Source organism: Luteimonas colneyensis, assembly GCF_014836665.1.
In the GTDB taxonomy this organism is placed as follows: Bacteria; Pseudomonadota; Gammaproteobacteria; order Xanthomonadales; family Xanthomonadaceae; genus Luteimonas; species Luteimonas colneyensis.
This window is the reverse complement of sequence record NZ_JACSQJ010000007.1, coordinates 130,639-149,114: the sequence shown is the minus strand read 5'-3', so window position 1 is coordinate 149,114 and position 18,476 is coordinate 130,639. Positions and strand designations below refer to the sequence as shown.

The following is an 18,476-nucleotide window of genomic DNA, read 5'->3' as shown; positions in this document are numbered from 1 at the left end:
ATGCATCCCATCCTCCTGGTCGGCCTCGGCGGTTTCCTCGGCGCGGTCGCGCGCTACACGCTCGGCGGGCTGGTGCTGCACCTGACGGCGCAGGAGCGCTTTCCGTACAGCACCTTCGCGGTGAACGTGCTCGGTTGCCTGGTCGTCGGCATCCTCGCCGGGCTCGCCGAGCGCCACCACGCCTTCGGGCCGGACGCGCGGCTGTTCCTGTTCACCGGGCTGCTCGGCGGCTTCACCACGTTCTCGGCCTTCGGCCTGGAAGCGGTGCACCTGCTGCGTCGCGGCGAGCTGGCCACCGCCGCGCTGTACGCCGGCGGCAGCGTGGTGCTCGGGATCGCCGCGGTGTGGCTGGGCCTGAAACTGGTGGGGCTGGCGGGGCGGTGAGCCGCGCGGCAGGCGTGACCGCCGGGCGCGTCAGGCCTGTTGGGCCAGCTCGGCGGCAAGAAACCGCGCCGTCCTGCTGCGCCGGTGGCCCGCCACCTTGGCCGGCGGCCCCACCACCACGACCTGGCCACCGTCCTGCCCGGCCCCCGGCCCCATGTCGATGATCCAGTCGCTGTCGGCGGCCACGCGCATGTCGTGCTCGACCATCAGCACCGTGTTGCCGGCATCGACCAGCGACTGCAGCTGCTGCATCAGCCGGTCGACATCGGCGGGGTGCAGCCCGGTGGTGGGCTCGTCGAGCACGTACACGGTGTCGCGGCGCTGGGCGCGCTGCAGCTCGGTGGCGAGCTTGATCCGCTGCGCCTCGCCGCCCGACAGCTCGGTGGCGGGCTGGCCCAGGCGCAGGTAGCCCAGGCCAACTTCCTCCAGCACCTGCAGGGGACGCAGCACCGCCGCATCGTCGGCGAAGAACCGCGCGGCCTCGGCCACGGTCATGGCCAGCACCTCGGCGATGTTGCGGCCCTCGAGCGTGATCGCCAGCGTGGCCTCGTTGTAGCGGGCGCCGTGGCAGTCGGGGCAGGGCGCGTACACGCTCGGCATGAACAGCAGTTCCACGCACACGGACCCTTCGCCCTCGCAGGTCGCGCAGCGCCCCTTGGCGACGTTGAACGAGAAGCGGCCGGCGTCGTAGCGGCGCCTGCGTGCGGCCGGCGTCGCCGCGAATCGCTTGCGCACGTGGTCGAACAGGCCGATGTAGGTCGCGAGGTTGGAGCGGGGCGTGCGGCCGATGGGCTTCTGGTCCACCTGCACCAAGCGGCGCACCTGCTCCAGGCCCTCGACCCGGCCCGTGGACACCTGCGGGTCACCACGTTCCAGCGGATCGACCTCCTCTTCGGCATCGCCCGGTGCATGGCCGAGGTGGGCGGCGAGCAGTTCGACCAGCGCCTGACTGACGAGCGAGGACTTGCCCGAGCCGGACACGCCGGTGACGGTGGCCAGCACGCCCAGCGGGATGTCGACGTCGACCTGGTCGAGGTTGTTGCGGGTGACCTCGCGCATGCGCAGCCAGCCCGTGGGCGTGCGCGGCGCGCGCGCCGGTGGCGGTGCGCCGTCGAACAGGTACCGCCGCGTGCTGGACGCCTCCACCTGCGCGAGCCCGGCCGGCGGCCCGCTGTACAGCACGCGCCCACCGTGTTCGCCGGCACCCGGCCCGACGTCCACGATCCAGTCGGCATCGCGGATCACGTCCATCTCGTGTTCGACCACGAACAGGGTGTTGCCGGCCTCCTTCAGCGCGTGCAGGGCGCGCAGCAGCGACTCCGTGTCGGCGGGGTGCAGGCCGGCGGAGGGTTCGTCGAGCACGTACACCACGCCGAACAGGTGCGAGCGGATCTGCGTCGCCAGGCGCAGGCGCTGCAGTTCGCCCGGCGACAGCGTCGGCGTGGTGCGCTCCAGCGTCAGGTAGCCCAGGCCCAGCTGTTCGACGATGCGGATGCGCGCCAGCAGGTCGGCGGCGATGCGCTGCGCCGCCACCGCCTGCTCCGGATGCTGCTTCGTGGCGCCGGTCTTTCCATTGGCAGCGGGCTCGAGCAGCCCGGCCACCTCGGTCAGCGGCCGCTGCGACAGGGCGCCGATGTCGAGGCCGGCGAACGTGACCGACAGCGCCTCGCGGCGCAGGCGCTTGCCGTCGCAGGTGGGACAAACGGTGCTCAGCAGGTACTGCGACACGCGTCGCTTGATCAGCGGGCTCTGCGTGTTGGCGAAGGTGTGCAGCAGGTAGCGGCGCGCGCTGGTGAACGTGCCCATGTAGCTGGGCTCCATCTTCCGCTTCAGCGCGCGCTGGGTCTCGGCCAGGGTGAACCCCGCGTACACCGGCACCACCGGCTGCTCGTCGGTGAACAGGATCCAGTCTCGGGTCTTCTTCGGCAGCCGGTGCCAGGGCAGGTCCACGTCGTGGCCGAGCGTGGTCAGGATGTCGCGCAGGTTCTGCCCGTGCCAGGCCAGCGGCCACGCGGCCACGGCACGCTCGCGGATGCTGAGGCTGCGGTCGGGCACCATCGAGGCTTCGGTCGCGTCGTAGACCCGGCCCAGGCCATGGCATTCCGGACATGCGCCCGCCGGCGTGTTCGGCGAGAACCCGTCGGCATGGATGATGTCCTGGCCCGGCGGATACAGGCCGGCGCGCGAGTACAGCATGCGCAGCGAATTGGAGATGGTGGTGACGCTGCCGACCGAGGAGCGCGTGCTGGGCGATCCCCGCTGCTGCTGCAGGGCGACGGCAGGCGGCAGGCCCTCGATGGAATCGACTTCGGGAACGCCGGCCTGGTCGATCAGGCGCCGCGCATAGGGCGAGATCGAGTCGAGATAGCGCCGTTGCGCCTCGGCGAACAGCGTGCCGAAGGCCAGCGACGACTTGCCGGAGCCGGAGATGCCGGTGAACACGACCAGCGCGTCGCGCGGGATGTCGACGTCGACGTCGCGCAGGTTGTGCTCCCGCGCGCCGCGGACCTGCACGAAGGCGCTGGTGGGGGCGGAGTCGCGGGGTTTGGTGGAGCGGGGCATGCGTGGACTCCCGGGTGGGCGGCCACTATCGGTCGTGGTGAAGGAACGCGCCGTCAAAGCGCGCCGTGCAGGATGCGGACGATGAGGACATCCTGCCCAGCGATCTGCCTGTAGTAGATGACGTGCGCCCCGTGGGGGAGTCTTCTGTAGCCCTGCAGAATCTCATCGCATGCAGTCCCCATCGCGGGATTCCTGGCCAGGGCATGGAAGATCCGGTCGACTTCCTTCAGATACGCATTGCGCTGTCGTACACCCCACTGGGCTTCCGTGTGGCGCGCAATCGACTTGAGATCAGCGCGGGCGGCCCTGGTGAGGCCAAAGGAGCTCACGGCCGCTCGGCATCCAGTTCGGAAACCAGCGAGTCGTAGCTGTAGTCGGCACGCCCGCACCTTGACCCGGCACGGAGAAGAGTGCGATCCCGCTTTCTGTTGTCAGTCCAACTCTTTGATCTGAAACACCTCTCACCTTCTGAGACCGCCCGGTGCCGGAATCCATCCGACAGCCGGGCTTGCCCTTTCCCGGCAAGGTAAATAGATTTTTACCCATGACCGACGACCTCACCCACCGACAGCGCGACGTACTCGGCTTCATCCAGGCCCATGCCCAGGCCGAGGGCGCGCCGCCCACGCTGCAGCAGATCGCCGACGCCTTCGGCTTCCGCCAGGCCTGCGCGGCGCACAAGCACGTGCGCCGGCTGCAGCAGGCGGGCTACCTGGAGGTTCGACCCAACGAGGCGCGCGGGATCCGCGTGGTGGGCGGCCTGGCGCAGGGCGGCGCGTCGGGCCGGGCAGGGCGCGGGCGCCAGATCCCCGGCACGCGGCTGAAGGTCCGCGACGACCGCCTGGACCTGCCGGTGCTGGGCCGGGTGGCCGCGGGTTCGCCGATCGGCGCCGATGCCGGCGTCGAGCGCCATGTGCTGCTCGACCGCGCGCTGTTCTCGAGCCGCCCGGACTACCTGCTGCGGGTGAAGGGCGATTCGATGCGCGACGACGGCATCTTCGACGGCGACCTGGTGGCGGTGCAGCGCGCCAGCGATGCGCGCAACGGCCAGGTGGTGGTGGCGCGCATCGACGGCGAGATCACCATCAAGCGCCTGGAACGCACGCGCTCGCGGCTGCGGCTCTTGCCACGCAATCCCGACTACGCGCCGATCGAGGTGCCGCCCGGCAGCGACTTCGCCATCGAAGGCATCTACTGCGGGCTGGTGCGCGCGGAATGAGCGCGCTGCCGGCCATCGGAATGCCTGGCACCGGCGCGCGGTCCGCCGACGTGCCCTCCACCGGGATAACGGCGATCGCGGCGCCGCCGGACCTCGGCGCGATGCTCTCGGCGCGCACGGTGTGGCGCGCCGGGCGCGCGCCGGCGGTCGCGGCCGACGGCGAAGCCACCGGACACGCCGCGCTCGACGCGCTGCTGCCGCAGGGCGGCTGGCCGCGCGCGGCGCTGACCGAGCTGCTGCTGCCGGCCGACGGCGTGGGCGAGCTGTCGCTGCTGCTGCCGACGCTCGCGCGGCTGACCCGGGCCGGCGGCGTCGTGGCGCTGGTGGCGCCGCCCTACCTGCCGTATGCGCCGGCGTGGCAGGCGGCGGGCGTGGACCTGCGCCAGCTCGAAATCATCCAGGCCGACGCGCGCGGCGCGCTGTGGGCCTTCGAACAGTGCCTGCGCAGCGCGGCCTGCGCGGCGGTGCTGGGCTGGCCGCTGCAGGCCGACGGTCCGGCACTGCGGCGGCTGCAGGTCGCGGCCGACAGCGGCGACTGCCTGGGCTTTGCCTTCCGCGACGCGAAGCATGCGGCCAACCCGTCGCCGGCGGCGCTGCGGCTGGAATACGCGGCAGTGGGCGAGGGCGGCTGGCATGTCCGCAAATGCCGCGGCGCCAATCCGCCGGCGCGGCCGTTCAAGCTGCCCGCAGGCACGACTGCAGGAGCAGCTGTAGGAGCAGCTATAGCTGCGACCACATCCTTGCGACACCGGGTCGCAGCTGTAGCTGCTCCTACAGCTGCTCCTGCAACTGCTTCTGCAACTGCGGGCTGAGCCGCCATGCTCTGGGCCTGCATCGCGCTGCCGCGGCTGGCGCTGGACGCCGTCCTCCGCCGCATGCCGGATCCGTCGCGGCCGCTGGCGCTGGTGTCCGGCCCTGCGCAGCTGCGCCACCTGCACGCGGTCAACGCCGCCGCCGCCGAAGCCGGGCTGAAGCCGGGCATGCGGCTGTCGGCCGCGCACGCGCTGCTGTCGGACGTGGCGATGGTCGACCACGATCCCGCGTCGGAGGCGCGCTGGCAGCGCTTCCTCGCCGCTTGGGCCTACCGCCACAGTTCGCAGGTGAGCGCGCGGTGGCCGGGCGTGATCGTGCTGGAGGTGCGCGCCAGCTTCCGCCTGTTCGGGCCGTGGCCGCGCTTCGAGGCGCGGCTGCGCGAGGAGCTCGACGGCCTCGGCTTCAGCCACCGCATCGCGCTGGCGCCGACGCCGCGCGCGGCGCGGGTGTTCGCCGGCCTGCGCGACGGCTTCGCGGTCACCAGCGCGGACGCGATGCGCGAGGCGCTGGCGCGGGTGCCGGTGCGCCGCGCCGCGCTTCCGGGCAACGCCGGCGAGCGCCTGCAGCGCATGGGCGTGCGCACGCTCGGCGCCCTGCGCGCGCTGCCGCGCGACAGCCTGCGGCGGCGCTTCGGCGTCGAACTGCTCGAGCATCTCGACCGCCTGCATGGCGATGCCGATGATCCGCTGCAGCTGTACGCGCCGCCGGACCATTTCGACGGCCGCATCGAACTCGGCTTCGAGGTCGAGAGCCACCAGGCGCTGCTGTTCCCGCTGCGCCGGCTGATCGCCGACCTCGCCACGTATCTCTCCGCGCGCGACGGCGGGGTGCAGCGCTTCACCCTGCGCCTGGAGCACGAAGCGCGCCACGCGCTGCCCTCGCACGAAGCCGACCAGGTGCAGCAGGACGCGGTGCGCTTCACCGAGGTGCCGGTCGGCCTGCTTGCCGCCGAGCGCGACGCCGGGCTGCTGTTCGAGCTCACGCGCAACCGCCTGGAGCAGGTGGCGCTGCCGGCGCCGGTGATCGGCCTGCGCCTGCTGGCGCGCGAGCTGCCGCCGTTCGTGCCGGCCGAGCGCGACCTGTTCGACACCCGCCCGGCGCAGGCCGTGCCCTGGCCGCAGCTGCGCGAGCGCCTGCGCGCGCGGCTGGGCGACGAAGCGGTGCATCGCGTGGCGCCGTCCGGCGATCCGCGTCCCGAACGTGCCTGGCGACGCGTCGATGCCGGCGAGGGCGGCGACGCGGCCTGCGCCATGCCCGCGCCGCCGCGCCCGCCGCGGCCGGCCTGGCTGCTGCCGCGCCCAGTGCCGCTGCGCGATGCGCAGCTGCGCATCGTGTCCGGCCCCGAGCGCCTGGAAAGCGGCTGGTGGGACGGCGAGGATGCGCGCCGCGACTACTACGTGCTGGAAACCTCGCGCGGCCAGCGCGCCTGGGCCTTCGCGCCGCCGGGCGTGCAGGGCGACTGGATGCTGCACGGCTGGTTCGCATGAGCCGCGGCGACGATCACGACGACGAACTGCCCTGGGGCGTCGCCCCGGACACGCCCGGCGCCAGGCCGCCGCGCATCGTGCGCATGCAGCGACAAATGCAGGCGCGCCTCGAAGCGGCAAACGACCCAACGGCCGCCCCCCCTCCCTGTAGGAGCAGCTACAGCTGCGACCCCGATCGCACGACAGTCGCGGCTATAGCCGCTCCCACAGGGCTGCAGGCAACCGCAGCGCATGCAACCGCGGCACAGGCGACCGCGACACAACTACCGCCGTACGCCGAACTCCACTGCCTGTCCGACTTCAGCTTCCTGCGCGGCGCGGCCAGCGCCGAGGAGCTGTTCACCCGCGCCGCGCAGTGCGGCTACGAGGCGCTGGCGATCACCGACGAGTGTTCGCTGGCCGGCATCGTGCGCGCGCACGAGGCGGCGAAGATCACCGGGGTGAGGCTGGTGGTCGGCGCGGAGTTCCGCCTCGACGACGGCCTGCGCATGGTGCTGCTGGTCGAGGACGCCGCCGGCTATGCGCAGCTGTGCCGGCTCATCACCATCGCCCGACGCGCGGCCCCGAAGGGCGAATACCGTCTCTCCCGCGCCGATGTCGAAGCCGCGCTTTCCGCCGCCACCCCCGCCGCTCCCGTCGCTGCCCCCAACGTCCCCTGTAGGAGCAGCTATAGCTGCGACGCCGATCACCCGGCCCTTCCGGAACTCCGGGTCGCAGCTATAGCTGCTCCTACAGGTGCAGCCGGTGATGCCGATGAGGCCGGTGCAGCCGGTGAGGCCGGTGAGGCCGGTGAGGCCGATACCGAAACCCCCTGCGGACTTTTCGCGCTCTGGCTGCCCGGCCGTGATCCCGACGCGGCCGAGGGCGCCTGGCTGCGCCGCGTCTTCGGCGAACGCGCGCATCTCGCCGTCGAGCTGCACCGCGAGGACGACGATGCCGCGCGCCTGGCCCGGCTGGGCGCGCTGGCCGGCGACCTCGGCATCACACCGCTGGCCGCCGGTGACGTGCACATGGCCACGCGCCGGCAGCGCGTGCTGCAGGACACGATGGTGGCCATCCGCCATGGCCTGCCGCTGGCCGAAGCCGGCGCGCACCTGTTCCGCAACGGCGAGCGCCACCTGCGCCACCGCTACACCCTGGGCAACATTTACCCGCGCGCGCTGCTGCACAACGCCGCCGCGCTGGCACGCCGCTGCCGCTTCTCGATGGCGGAGGTCAGCTACACCTATCCGGCCGAACTGGTGCCCCCGGGCGAGACGCCCGCCAGCCACCTGCGCATGCTCACCGAAGCCGGCATGCGGCGGCGCTGGCCGGAGGGCCCCACGCCGAAGGTCGCCGCGCAGATCGAGGACGAGCTGGCGCTGATCGCCGAGCTCCGGTACGAAGCCTTCTTCCTCACCGTCGAGGACATCGTCCGTTTCGCGCGGAGCAGGAACATCCTCTGCCAGGGCCGCGGCTCGGCGGCGAACTCGGCGGTGTGCTTCGCGCTCGGCATCACCGCGGTCGATCCGGCGGAAAGCCGGCTGCTGATGGCGCGCTTCCTGTCGAAGGAGCGCGATGAACCGCCCGACATCGACGTCGACTTCGAGCACGAACGGCGCGAGGAGGTGATGCAGTACGTTTACGCCAAGTACGGCCGCGAGCGCGCCGCGCTGGCCGCGACCGTGATCCGCTACCGCGGCAGGAGCGCGGTGCGCGACGTGGCCAAGGCCTTCGGGCTGCCGCCCGACCAGGTCACGCTGCTGGCCGGCTGCTTCGGCTGGGGCAACGGCGAGACGCCGATGGACCGGCGCCTGGCCGATGCCGGCTTCGACATCGACAACCCGCTGATCGCGCGCATCCTCGCCGTCACCGCGATGCTGCGCGGCCGGCCGCGGCACCTGTCGCAGCACGTCGGCGGCTTCGTGATCTCCGATGCGCCGCTTTGGAACCTGGTGCCGGTGGAGAACGCGGCCATGGCCGAGCGCACCATCATCCAGTGGGAGAAGGACGACCTGGAGGCGCTGGGCCTGCTCAAGGTCGACTGCCTGGCGCTGGGCATGCTGACCTGCATCCGCAAGGCGCTGGACCTGGTGCGCGACCACCGCGGCCGCGACCTCGAGCTCGCCACCATCCCGAAAGAGGACAAGGACACCTACCGGATGATCCAGCGGGCCGACACCGTGGGCGTGTTCCAGATCGAGTCGCGCGCGCAGATGGCGATGCTGCCGCGCTTGAAGCCGGAGAAGTTCTACGACCTGGTGGTGGAAGTCGCGATCGTGCGGCCCGGCCCGATCCAGGGCGACATGGTGCATCCCTACCTGCGCCGCCGCATGGGGCAGGAGCCGGTGACGTATCCCTCGCCCGGCATCAAGGAGATCCTCGGGCCGACGCTTGGCGTGCCGCTGTTCCAGGAGCAGGTGATGGAGCTGGTGATCCACGCCGGCTATTCGCCCGAGCAGGCCGACGGACTGCGCCGCTCGATGGCCGCCTGGCGCCACGGCGGCGACATGGAGCCGCACCGGCTGCGCATCCGCGAACTGATGGAGAAGAAGCACTACTCCTCGGAGTTCATCGACCAGATCTTCGAGCAGATCAAGGGCTTCGGCTCCTACGGCTTCCCGCAGAGCCACGCGGCCTCGTTCGCGGTGCTGGTGTACGCCAGCTGCTGGCTGAAGCGGCATGAGCCCGCGGCCTTCGCCTGCGCGCTGCTGAACTCGCTGCCGATGGGGTTCTACTCGGCCAGCCAGATCGTGCAGGACGCGCGCCGCGGCAAGGGCGACCGCCCCGGCGTGGAGTTCCTCCCCGTCGACGTCGCCCACAGCGACTGGGACAACACCCTGGCCGAATCCCCCTGTAGGAGCAGCTACAGCTGCGACCTGTCCTCGCGAGGGGCACCTGGTCGCAGCTGTAGCTGCTCCTACAGGGACGATGGTGCCGCGTACGGAGAAGGCGTGTCCCGGATCCACAATCCCGCCATCCGCCTCGGCCTCCGCCAGGTCGCCGCCCTGCGCGAGGACGTCGCGGACGCGATCCTCGCCGCCCGCGCCCGGCGCCCCTTCCGCGACGTCGCCGACCTCTGCCGCCGCGCCGGACTCGATGCGAAGGCGCGCACCGCGCTGGCCGAAGCCGGCGCGCTGCAGTCGCTCGCCGGCCATCGCCACGACGCGCGCTGGCAGGTCGCCGGCATCGAGCGCCAGCGGCCGCTGCTGGCCGGCAGTCCGGACGAGGACGCGGTCATGCTGCCGGCGCCCACCACCGGCGAGGACGTGCTGTCCGACTACCGCGCGCTGGGCCTGAGCCTGCGCGCGCATCCGCTGGCGCTGCTGCGCGACCAGCTGCGCGCGCGCCGGCTGCTGGGCTCGCGCGAGCTGCACGGGCGGCGCCACGGCAGCCACGTCGCTACCGCCGGCATCGTCACCCAGCGGCAGAAGCCGCAGACCGCCAGCGGCACCATCTTCGTCACCCTCGAGGACGAGGCCGGCATGGTGAACGTGGTGGTCTGGCCACGCGTCGCAGAGCGCTGGCGCAAGGCGCTGCTGGGCGCGACCCTGCTCGGCGTGCGCGGGCGCTGGGAGCGGGTGGACGGCGTGGAGCACCTGATCGCCGGCGGCCTCGAGGACCTGTCCGGCCTGCTTGGCGGCCTGCCCGCGGAGTCGCGGGACTTCCGCTGAATGCGCGCGGGTCGCCGACGCATCACGCGCCGTGGCGGGGAAGGTTCATGCTGCGTTGCGTCCCGCGCCACGGGCAGGCCATAGACTGACGCGAATGTCCTTGCCGCGCCCCTCCATGCCGCCCTTCCTCCGCGCCCTCGCCCTCTGCGCCCTCGTGGCCGGCTGCAGCGCGCAGCCCCAGCCGCCGCCGGAGCCCGAGGCGGAGGCGGTCACCGAAGCCAATGGCGCCGGCGAGTTCATCTCCGCCCCCGTCGAGACGGTGCCCAAGCCCTACGACGTGCGCACGGGCACCGACTGGCCGGAGGCCGCGCTGGCCGACGGCAGCGCCGCGATCAGCTGCGAACTCGACTACGCCAGCGCCGGCGACGGCGAGGCGCTCACCAGCCTGGCCTTCCTCAACGTCGCCGATGCGCTCAAGCCCTGCCAGGAGGTCGGCCTGGTGCGGCTGCGCTACCAGGGCAAGATCAATGCCGGCTTCACCGCGCTGGTGGAGCGCGTGGCCGCCATCGCCGACCGCATGGAGATCGGCAAGCGCGTGCTCGACATCGACTCCACCGGTGGCCAGGTGGAGGACGCGATCAAGGCCGGCGATGCGATCGGCGCCTCCGGCTGGACGATCTGGGTGCGCGACGGCGCGAGCTGCCACAGCGCCTGCGTGCTGATCCTGGGCGCCGGCGACGTGCGCATGATCTCGGGCCCGGTCGGCATCCACCGCATCATCCGCATGAGCTCCACCGCCACCTCGCGCGCGCAGCTCAACGAGGAGCTGCAGGCGGTCTACGGACGGGTGAAGGAATACCTCGCGCGCAACGGCGTCGCCGTGGCCGTGGCCGACATGATGATGGCGGTGCCCAACCGCAACCTGCGCCTGCTCACCGCCGAAGAGCTGCTGGAGTACGGCCTGGACGGCACCAACCCGGCGCAGGACGACCTCGACCGGCTGCAGCTGATGCGCAAGTGCGGCGAGGACTTCGTGCGCCGCCGCGATTCGTTCCAGCGCAACTTCGACCGCCAGTGCAAGGCACCCGAGCGCGAGCTCGAGGAGCTCAACGAATGCGGCCTGGCGCTGCGCGAGGAATACGGCTTCCCCGACGCCACCTGCCCCGACGACAGCCCGATGAGCGAGTTCGACGCCGTGCGCAGCGCGTTCTTCCAGCGCAGCGCGCCGGTGCCGGCCGAGCCGGCGGACGAGCGCCGCGGCCACGAGTCCGCCTCGGCGGAGGCCGCCGCCGCGCGCTCCGGCAGCAGCGGCTCGCCGTAAAAACACGCCGGGTTCCCTCGCTGCCTTTTTGTAGGAGCAGCTACAGCTGCGACTCCCACCTCGCCGCATGCCACGCCCCGGTCGCGGAATGACACACCGCGGTCGCAGCTGTAGCTGCTCCTACAGAAGCAGCAGAAGGGCGGGCGCAGGTGGACGGCGTCAGGGCGCCTCGGCCAGGAAACCACCCGATTGCCGGCGCCACAGCTGCGCATAGATGCCGCCGCGCGCCACCAGTTCGTCGTGCGTGCCTTCCTCCACGATCGCGCCGCGGTCCATGACCACCAGCCGGTCCATGGCCGCGATGGTCGACAGCCGGTGCGCGATCGCGATCACCGTCTTGCCTTCCATCAGCCGGTACAGGTTGCCCTGGATCGCGGCCTCGACCTCGGAGTCGAGCGCGGACGTCGCCTCGTCCAGCACCAGGATCGGCGCGTCCTTCAGCAGCACGCGCGCGATCGCGACGCGCTGGCGCTGGCCGCCGGACAGCTTCACGCCGCGCTCGCCGACCTGGGCGTCGTAGCCGCGGCGTCCGGCCGCGTCCGACAGTTCGCCGATGAAGTCGTGCGCCTCGGCCTGGCGGGCGGCCTCCAGCATCTCGGCCTCGGTCGCATCGGGGCGGCCGTAGAGGATGTTCTCGCGCACCGAGCGGTGCAGCAGCGAGGTGTCCTGGGTGACCACGCCGATGCGCGCGCGCAGGCTGTCCTGCTGCACGCTGGCGATGTCGATGCCATCGACCAGGATCCGACCCTGTTCGACGTCGTGGAAGCGCAGCAGCAGGTTCACCAGCGTCGACTTGCCGGCGCCCGAACGCCCGATCACGCCGATGCGCTCGCCCGGGCGCACGTGCAGGTCCAGGTGCTCGATCACGCCCGAGCCCTTGCCGTAGTGGAAGCCCACGCCCTCGAAGCGGATGTCGCCGCGCACGGCCGGCAGTTCCGGCGCGCCCGGCGCGTCGTCCACCGTCGGCGGCAGCGAGATCGAGTTGATGCCGTCCTGGACGGTGCCGATGTTCTCGAACAGCGCCGACAGCTCCCACATGATCCACTGGCTCATGCCGACCAGGCGCAGGGCCAGGGCGATGCCAACCGCCACCGCGCCGGTGCTGATCGCGCCGTCGAGCCACAGCCACAGGCCGATGCCCGAGACCGCGAACACCAGCGCCATGTTGAGCGCGTAGTTGCCGGCGCTGACCCCGGACCCGAGCCGCATCTGCCGGTAGACCGTGCCGAGGAAGCCGTCCATCGCCTCGCGCGCGTAGGCCTGCTCGCGCCGCGAGTGAGAGAACAGCTTCACCGTGGCGATGTTGGTATAGCTGTCGACGATGCGCCCGGTCATGTCCGAGCGCGCGTCGGCCTGCTCGCGCGAGACGCGCTCCATGCGCGGCACGAAGTACACCATCAGCAGCACGTAGCCGGTGAGCCAGCCGAGGAAGGGCAGCATCAGCCGCCAGTCGGTGGCCGCCATCGCGACCATCGCCCCGACCACGTACACGCAGACGTAGACGCCGACGTCGAGCAGCTTCACCACCGTCTCGCGCACCGCCAGCGAGGTCTGCATCAGCTTGGTGGCGATGCGCCCGGCGAACTCGTCCTGGAAATAGCCCATCGACTGCCGCAGCAGGTAGCGGTGCACGTTCCAGCGGATGCGCATCGGGAAGTTGCCCAGCAGCACCTGCAGCTGGATCAGGTTGTCCAGCCACACCACCAGCGGCAGGCCGACCGCGACCAGCAGGGCCATCCACGCCAGCCGCGTGCCCTCGACTTCGAGGAAGCTGGCCGGGGTGTGCTGCCCGAGCCGGTCGACCAGGGCGCCGAGGTAGACGTACAGGCCGAGCTCGGCGGTGGCGATCAGCGCGCCGGTCAGCGCCATCAGCGCCAGCCAGCCGCCGGCGCCGCGGGTGTAGTGCAGGCAGAACGCGACCAGTCCGCGCGGCGGCTGCCGCGGCGGCGTTTCGGGGAACGGATCCAGGCGCGACTCGAACCAGCCGAAGATGCCGCGCCGGCGCCGACGCTCAGCGTCCACCGCCACCTCCACCGCCGCCACCGCCGCCGGAGAAGCCGCCGCCACCGCCGCTGGAGCTGCTGCCGGGCGGCGTCGCGGACGAGGCGATCTTCGAACTCAGGGCGCCGCCGACCGCGCTGGCGAGCTGGCCCATGTTCCCGGGGCTGGCACCGTGGTACCAGGTGATGGCCGCGGTCGCCGCGGCCGCGGCGGCGCTGCCCACGGCGAGGGTGAACTTCTCCGTCCAGGCATCCTCGACGTCCAGCGCGACCGCGTAGGGCAGCAGCCGTTCGAAGCGGCCGGCGTCGAGCGCCGGTTCGGTCTCCTCCGCGTCGGCGGCGGCCGGTCCCGGTACGCGCGCGATGTCGTCCTGCTCGGCGACGCCGAGGTAGCGCCGGAAGCCTTCGATCTCGTCGAGCAGCGCGCGTCCGGCGGCGGTGGGCGCGCCGACCAGCACCGCGAACGCGATCGTGGTCGCCAGCATCAGGCCCAGCGGCACCAGCATCCACGGCGCGCCGCCGCCGGTGAACACCAGCGCCACGCCCGCCAGCGCGAAGGTCACGAGGAAGATCGCCACCGCGATGCCGATGCTGCCGGCGTTGTGGGTGAACATCGCCGGCTGGAAGCGCGCATCGAAGGCCCGGGCGTGCGCCTGCATGGCGCCCTGGATGCGCGTGGCGTTCTTCTTTTCCAGTGCCAGCGTGGCGCCGGGGCCGGGAAGCAGGGCGTCGAGCAGGCGGCGCTCGTCGGCGTTGTCCGGGGCCGCCGCGGCGGCCTGGCCGCGCTCCAGCCGCCAGCGGTCGCCGAGCATGCCCTCGTCGCGGTGGATGTGCACCGCGCCCTGCACCGCGCAGGCCAGCAGGTCGGCGGAGAAGCCGCGGGCATCGTGGCCGCGGCGCACCAGGTAGCGCAGCGCGGCCGGGGACTCGCCGCGCGGCGGCTCGTAGCGGACGATCACCACGCCGGGCCGGGGATCGCGGCCGACGCGGTGCCATCGCTTCAGGCACCAGGCCAGCAGCACCACCAGGCCCACGAGTGCGATGAGCAGCGACAGATTGTCGCGCAGCAGCAGGCCGATCCGGTCGGCGCGGGACGGCGGCGCGACGATGCCCTTGGGGAAGGACAGGGCGATGGTCAGGCCTTCGCGCGGCCGCAGCGGTCCGGTGAGCGTCCAGCGCGCCACGCCCGGACCGGCCACGCCGGCGGCGAAGCCCTGCTCGCGGGCCCCCTGCGGACCGGACCAGCCATCGACGTCGAGCGCGTCGGCGGGCACCGGCACGGGCAGCCGGACCTCGACGCTGCCGGCCTCGATCGGGAACGCCCAGCCATGGCCGATGGCATTCCAGTAAAGCTCGTCGTGCGAGTCGAAGAAGCCGAGCTGGCGGGTGGTGCGGAAGCGCAGGGTGTAGGCGGTGTCCACCGGAACGGGCAGCAGGTCGTCGTTGCCGGTGTTCACGCGCACGCCGTTCGCCTTGCGCTCGGTGAACCAGGGCTCGGGCCGGCCGTCGCGCTCCACGCCCAGCACCTCGAAGCCGACGACCACGTTGTTGCCGTGCCGGTCCTTGTAGCGCGTGGGAAAGTCGCGGTAGATGCCGCGGCGGATCGCGTCGCCCTCGGCGCGCACGCGGATGTGCTCGGTCACGTCCAGCGTGCCGTCGGCGCGGACCTCGACCACGCTGTCGTAGGCGAGGATGCGCTCGGCGGCCAGCGCCGGCGCCGTCGCCGCCAGCAGCGCCAGCGCCACGGCCAGCAGGAACGCGGGCAGGCGCGTGCGCGGCAGGCTCATCGCGACAGGTCCACCGCGGGCGCCTCGCGGCTGTCGGCGCCGGCCTGGAAGAACGCCGCCTCGCCGAAGCCGAAGGTGCGCGCCACCAGCACGTCGGGCACGCGCTGCACGCCGTCGTTGAGGTCGCGCACGGCGCCGTTGTAGAAGCGCCGCGCGTACTGCAGCTGCTCCTCCACGTCGACGAGGTCCTGCTGCAGGGCGGCGAAGTTCCGGCTGGCCTTGAGGTCCGGATAGGCCTCGCGCAGCAGCAGCAGGCGGCCCAGCGCCTGCTCCAGCTCGGCCTCGACCTGGCCGAGTTCGGCCGGGTCGCGCAGCCCGAGCGCGCGCGTGCGCAGCGCGGTCACCGCTTCGAGCACCGCGCCTTCGTGGCGGGCATAGCCCTGAACCGCGGCCACCAGCTGCGGCACCAGGTCGTGCCGGCGCTGCAGCTGCACGTCGATGTCCGACCACGCGGTCGCGACCTGGTTGCGCAGCCGCACCAGGCGGTTGTAGGCCGCGATCGCCCACGCCGCCAGCGCTGCCACCAGCACGGCCGCGACCAGCAGCGCGGTCACGGTGCCGGCCCCGCGTGGACGCGCACCTCGACGTCGCCCAGCGCCACCACCTGGCCCGCGCGGATCTTCGCGGTCTTGCGCGACTCCAGCGCGCCGTCCACGCGCACGGCGCCTGACGCCACCAGCGCCTTGCCGGCGCCGCCGCTGTCGCAGAGGCCGCAGAGCTTGAGGAGCTGGTTGAGCTCGACGTAGTCGCCCTCGAGTTCGAGATCGATGTGCTGCATGGGGCTCGCTGCCTGGTTCCGGACGGCGAGCGTAACGCACCGCGCGATGCCCGGCGGGGTTACCCTCGGCACGCGTGCCCCGCCGGGGCAAGGGAGCGACGAGATGGGGACCGAACTGCAGATGCTGGCCTGGGCGATGGCGCTGGGCCTGTTCCACCTGCTGCTGGACGCGGGGATGAAAACCTCCGAGCGCGGCCTGGCCTGGAATGCCAGTGCGCGCGATGGCGAGACGAAGCCGCTGGGCCCGGTGGCCGGCCGCGTCAACCGGAGCTGGCAGAACTTCCTCGAGACCTTCCCGGTCTTCGCCGCGGCCGTGCTGGCGGCGGTGGTGGCCGAACGCACCGACGGCACCACCGCGCTGGGCGCGCAGCTCTACTTCTGGGCCCGCGTCGCCTACATCCCGCTGTATGCCGCCGGCATCCCCTACGTGCGCAGCGTGGTCTGGGGCGTGTCGCTGGCCGGCATCGTGATGGTGCTGGCCGCGCTGTTCTGAGCCTGCCGGGCGCGCTCAGCCGCGCTCGAAGGCGTCCAGGTCGGCGAGGATGCGCTGGCTGCGGCGGATGCCGTCGCCGCCGTCGCAGCGCGGTGTCGCCGGGTCGGGAGCGGCCGGCCGGCGCAGCCAGGCCCAAGCGCCGGTGGCGAGCAGGCCGGCGAGGCCGACGCCCAGCGACAGCGTGATCCAGCCCGGCGTCCCGGCCCCGGCGGGCAGGCCCTGCAGCCCGGCGACCGCCACCACCACCAGCACCCACATGATCCACCACGGCAGCCCGCAGGCCTTGGCGTTGATGCCGAAGAGGCGCAGCAGCCGCGCCAGGCGGCGCTGGATGTCGAGCACCGGCGCACCGTAGTCGATGCTGGCGGCGAGCCCGATGGTGAGCGCGGCGAGCACGATATTCAGCAGGCCGAAGGCGTGCAGGATCAGGCCCGTGGCGAGCAGCGCCGGGACGTCGGTGTTGCGCGTCCAGCAGGCCAGGCCCAGCAGCAGCAGGGCCAGGCCGAACGCGATCTGCAGCGCCTGGCCCCAGACCAGCGGGCGCAGGCCGCGGCGCGCGGCGTCCAGGCGGTCGCTGCGGTACATGCGCAGCTGCAGCGCATCGTGGTGTTCGAGCTGGCGGCCGAGGGCCTGCCAGGCGGTGCGGAGTTCGTCGAGTTCCATGGTGGCGTCCTCAGTCGGGCGTGGAGGGGGCGACGTGGTCGCGGATGCGCTGCTTCAGCCGGTTGACGCGTGTGCCGACGTTGCTCGCGGACAGGCCGAGCACGTCGCCGATCTCGCGCGCCGGCCGGTCCTCGAGGTAGAGCAGGAGCAGGGCGCGGTTGAGCGGGTCGAGCGTGGCGATGAAGCCCTGCAGCAGGCGCAGGTGCTGGGCCTGCTCGTGGTCGTCGCCGCTGACGGCTTCGGCCTCGTGCAATGCCGCGTCGAACGGCACCAGGTGCCGTCGGCGGCGGCCGTCGCCGCGCAGGTGGGAGATGCCGACGTTCAGCGCCACCCGGTACATCCAGGTGGAGACGCTGCGCGCGGGGTCGTAGCGCGGCCAGGCGCGCCAGAGTTCGGCGGCGATCTCCTGCGCGAGGTCCTCGCGGTCGTCGGCGCCGCGGGCATAGGTGCCGGCGACCTTGTACACGATGCCGCGGTGGCGCTGCAGCAGCGCGGCGAATCCTTCTGCGTCCTCGCGCTGGCGGTGCGTGGCGATGGCGTCCATCCCGGTGGCCGACCCTTCGAGTGTGCGTGATGGAGTCGTGGTTCGCGCCGGGGCGCGGTTTGTCACACCGCGCGGGTCAGGGCAGGGGCACGCGCACCGCCTGGCCGTCGAGGTCGAGCAGGACGCCGTCGCGGTCGATGGCGGTGATGGTGGCGTCGCCGAGGCGGTCGCCCTCGACCCGGCGCTGGCCGTCGATCACCGCGAAGCGCCGCGCCGGGTCCTCGTTCCACATGTGCAGGCTGAGCTTCAGTTCGGGCAGGCGCTCGCGCTGGCTGGAGGAGAGGCCGGCGATGCGCAGCGCGCCCTGGCCCCCTGTGGGAGGCGCGACGGCCGTTGGCGCGTCGGCACCCGTGATGTCGGCGGCGGCTTCTTCGGCGGCACGCGTGGCCATCGGTGGAGGTGCGAGCGGGAGATCCGACGCGGGCTCGGGCGCCGGGGCGGCGTCCGGTGCCTGGATGCGCTCGACCGTCGGAAAGCCGCCGTCGAGCCGGTCCTGCCCCTGCGCGCCGGGTGCCACATTGCCGGCGCGCGGGGCCACGGCGGTGCCCGCAGCGTCCCCGTCCGCGGAGTCGCGTGGCGTCGATGCGGGTGCGGGCGTGTCCGTCGCGGCCATCGCAGCGCGGTCGCGCTCCGCCGCGTCCTGCCGGCCATCGCGCGGCCAGAGCGCCACCAGGGCGATGGCGGCCAGCAAGGTGCCGGCGACGATCCAGGCGAGGGGTGCGAGGCGCCGCTTCGGCGGTGCCGGCGGCGGCAGTTCGACGCGCAGGTCGGGCGCGTCGCCGCGGCGGCGTTCGGCTTCGGACTTGCGCAGGGCTTCGAGGATCAGGGACAT

At 72.6% G+C, this 18,476-nt stretch carries 15 protein-coding genes and 1 pseudogene; 7 read left to right on the top strand and 9 right to left on the bottom strand.

From position 1 onward, the window contains the following. On the top strand, nt 1–384 hold the full coding sequence (crcB, locus tag H9645_RS12285; RefSeq protein WP_191729972.1) for a fluoride efflux transporter CrcB: 384 nt from the start codon (nt 1–3) through the stop codon (nt 382–384). Between the two features lie 30 nt (nt 385–414). Here the strand turns inward: crcB and H9645_RS12280 are convergent, their stop codons facing one another. Together H9645_RS12280 and H9645_RS12275 are read right to left on the bottom strand one after the other, a co-directional pair. Further along, a complete protein-coding gene (locus H9645_RS12280) occupies nt 415–2,946 on the bottom strand; it encodes an excinuclease ABC subunit UvrA (protein WP_191729971.1) in 2,532 nt (843 codons plus the stop codon). Nucleotides 2,947–2,999: 53 nt separating this feature from the next. Further along, entirely contained in the window at nt 3,000–3,275 is a 276-nt protein-coding gene (locus tag H9645_RS12275) for a type II toxin-antitoxin system RelE/ParE family toxin (protein WP_191729970.1), read from the bottom strand. A gap of 215 nt (nt 3,276–3,490) precedes the next feature. Between H9645_RS12275 and lexA the strand changes: the two genes are divergently transcribed. The 5 genes and pseudogenes from lexA (at nt 3,491) to H9645_RS12250 (ending at nt 11,379) form a co-directional block, all read left to right on the top strand. Beyond that, nucleotides 3,491–4,165 (top strand): transcriptional repressor LexA, encoded by a 675-nt coding sequence (gene lexA / locus H9645_RS12270; RefSeq protein WP_191729969.1) that lies wholly within the window; start codon nt 3,491–3,493, stop codon nt 4,163–4,165. A gap of 20 nt (nt 4,166–4,185) precedes the next feature. Further along, nucleotides 4,186–4,848 (top strand): annotated as a pseudogene (gene imuA / locus H9645_RS12265) (translesion DNA synthesis-associated protein ImuA); the annotation flags it as partial. A 135-nt stretch (nt 4,849–4,983) separates the two neighbouring features. After that, entirely contained in the window at nt 4,984–6,465 is a 1,482-nt protein-coding gene (locus H9645_RS12260) for a Y-family DNA polymerase (protein WP_191729968.1), read from the top strand. Beyond that, a complete protein-coding gene (locus H9645_RS12255; RefSeq protein WP_225218222.1) occupies nt 6,462–10,118 on the top strand; it encodes an error-prone DNA polymerase in 3,657 nt (1,218 codons plus the stop codon). The genes H9645_RS12260 and H9645_RS12255 overlap by 4 nt, the downstream gene beginning before the upstream one ends. A 115-nt stretch (nt 10,119–10,233) precedes the next feature. Next, entirely contained in the window at nt 10,234–11,379 is a 1,146-nt protein-coding gene (locus tag H9645_RS12250) for a COG3904 family protein (protein ID WP_191729967.1), read from the top strand. Nucleotides 11,380–11,538: 159 nt separating this feature from the next. Here H9645_RS12250 and H9645_RS12245 read toward each other — a convergent pair whose 3' ends face one another. Genes H9645_RS12245 through H9645_RS12230 form a run of 4 tightly spaced genes read right to left on the bottom strand, consistent with a single transcriptional unit; the run spans nt 11,539 to nt 15,944 of the window. Beyond that, complete coding sequence (locus tag H9645_RS12245; RefSeq protein ID WP_191729996.1) at nt 11,539–13,371, bottom strand: ABC transporter ATP-binding protein; 1,833 nt, start codon at nt 13,369–13,371, stop codon at nt 11,539–11,541. 19 nt (nt 13,372–13,390) lie between these two features. Next, a complete protein-coding gene (locus H9645_RS12240) occupies nt 13,391–15,166 on the bottom strand; it encodes a DUF2207 domain-containing protein (RefSeq protein ID WP_191729966.1) in 1,776 nt (591 codons plus the stop codon). After that, nucleotides 15,163–15,720: a LemA family protein gene (locus tag H9645_RS12235; RefSeq protein ID WP_191729965.1), complete on the bottom strand. Its 558-nt coding sequence runs from the start codon at nt 15,718–15,720 to the stop codon at nt 15,163–15,165. The genes H9645_RS12240 and H9645_RS12235 overlap by 4 nt, the downstream gene beginning before the upstream one ends. After that, complete coding sequence (locus H9645_RS12230; protein WP_191729964.1) at nt 15,717–15,944, bottom strand: RNA-binding S4 domain-containing protein; 228 nt, start codon at nt 15,942–15,944, stop codon at nt 15,717–15,719. Before H9645_RS12230 ends, H9645_RS12235 begins: the two co-directional genes overlap by 4 nt. A gap of 103 nt (nt 15,945–16,047) precedes the next feature. On the opposite strand from H9645_RS12230, the gene H9645_RS12225 reads away from it, so the two are divergent. Beyond that, the gene (locus H9645_RS12225) at nt 16,048–16,437 is read left to right on the top strand and encodes an MAPEG family protein (protein WP_191729963.1); all 390 of its coding nucleotides are present in this window, start codon (nt 16,048–16,050) and stop codon (nt 16,435–16,437) included. Nucleotides 16,438–16,452: 15 nt separating this feature from the next. Here H9645_RS12225 and H9645_RS12220 read toward each other — a convergent pair whose 3' ends face one another. From H9645_RS12220 to H9645_RS12210, 3 genes are all read right to left on the bottom strand, one after another. Next, nucleotides 16,453–17,100 (bottom strand): hypothetical protein, encoded by a 648-nt coding sequence (locus H9645_RS12220; RefSeq protein WP_191729962.1) that lies wholly within the window; start codon nt 17,098–17,100, stop codon nt 16,453–16,455. Nucleotides 17,101–17,110: 10 nt separating this feature from the next. Continuing rightward, nucleotides 17,111–17,644 carry an RNA polymerase sigma factor gene (locus tag H9645_RS12215; protein ID WP_191729961.1) on the bottom strand — a complete coding sequence of 178 codons (534 nt, stop codon included), beginning with the start codon at nt 17,642–17,644 and terminating at the stop codon, nt 17,111–17,113. A gap of 76 nt (nt 17,645–17,720) precedes the next feature. Then, on the bottom strand, nt 17,721–18,476 hold the full coding sequence (locus H9645_RS12210) for a general secretion pathway protein GspB (RefSeq protein WP_191729960.1): 756 nt from the start codon (nt 18,474–18,476) through the stop codon (nt 17,721–17,723).

Bases quoted from the DNA above. Each gene is read 5' to 3' on its own strand.
- crcB (WP_191729972.1), top strand. From the start codon at position 1: ATGCATCCCATCCTCCTGGTCGGCCTCGGCGGTTTCCTCGGCGCGGTC.
- H9645_RS12280 (WP_191729971.1), bottom strand. From the start codon at position 2,946: ATGCCCCGCTCCACCAAACCCCGCGACTCCGCCCCCACCAGCGCCTTC.
- H9645_RS12220 (WP_191729962.1), bottom strand. From the start codon at position 17,100: ATGGAACTCGACGAACTCCGCACCGCCTGGCAGGCCCTCGGCCGCCAG.
- H9645_RS12230 (WP_191729964.1), bottom strand. From the start codon at position 15,944: ATGCAGCACATCGATCTCGAACTCGAGGGCGACTACGTCGAGCTCAAC.
- H9645_RS12250 (WP_191729967.1), top strand. From the start codon at position 10,234: ATGCCGCCCTTCCTCCGCGCCCTCGCCCTCTGCGCCCTCGTGGCCGGC.
- H9645_RS12225 (WP_191729963.1), top strand. From the start codon at position 16,048: ATGGGGACCGAACTGCAGATGCTGGCCTGGGCGATGGCGCTGGGCCTG.
- H9645_RS12210 (WP_191729960.1), bottom strand. From the start codon at position 18,476: ATGTCCCTGATCCTCGAAGCCCTGCGCAAGTCCGAAGCCGAACGCCGC.
- H9645_RS12240 (WP_191729966.1), bottom strand. From the start codon at position 15,166: ATGAGCCTGCCGCGCACGCGCCTGCCCGCGTTCCTGCTGGCCGTGGCG.
- H9645_RS12215 (WP_191729961.1), bottom strand. From the start codon at position 17,644: ATGGACGCCATCGCCACGCACCGCCAGCGCGAGGACGCAGAAGGATTC.
- lexA (WP_191729969.1), top strand. From the start codon at position 3,491: ATGACCGACGACCTCACCCACCGACAGCGCGACGTACTCGGCTTCATC.
- H9645_RS12260 (WP_191729968.1), top strand. From the start codon at position 4,984: ATGCTCTGGGCCTGCATCGCGCTGCCGCGGCTGGCGCTGGACGCCGTC.
- H9645_RS12255 (WP_225218222.1), top strand. From the start codon at position 6,462: ATGAGCCGCGGCGACGATCACGACGACGAACTGCCCTGGGGCGTCGCC.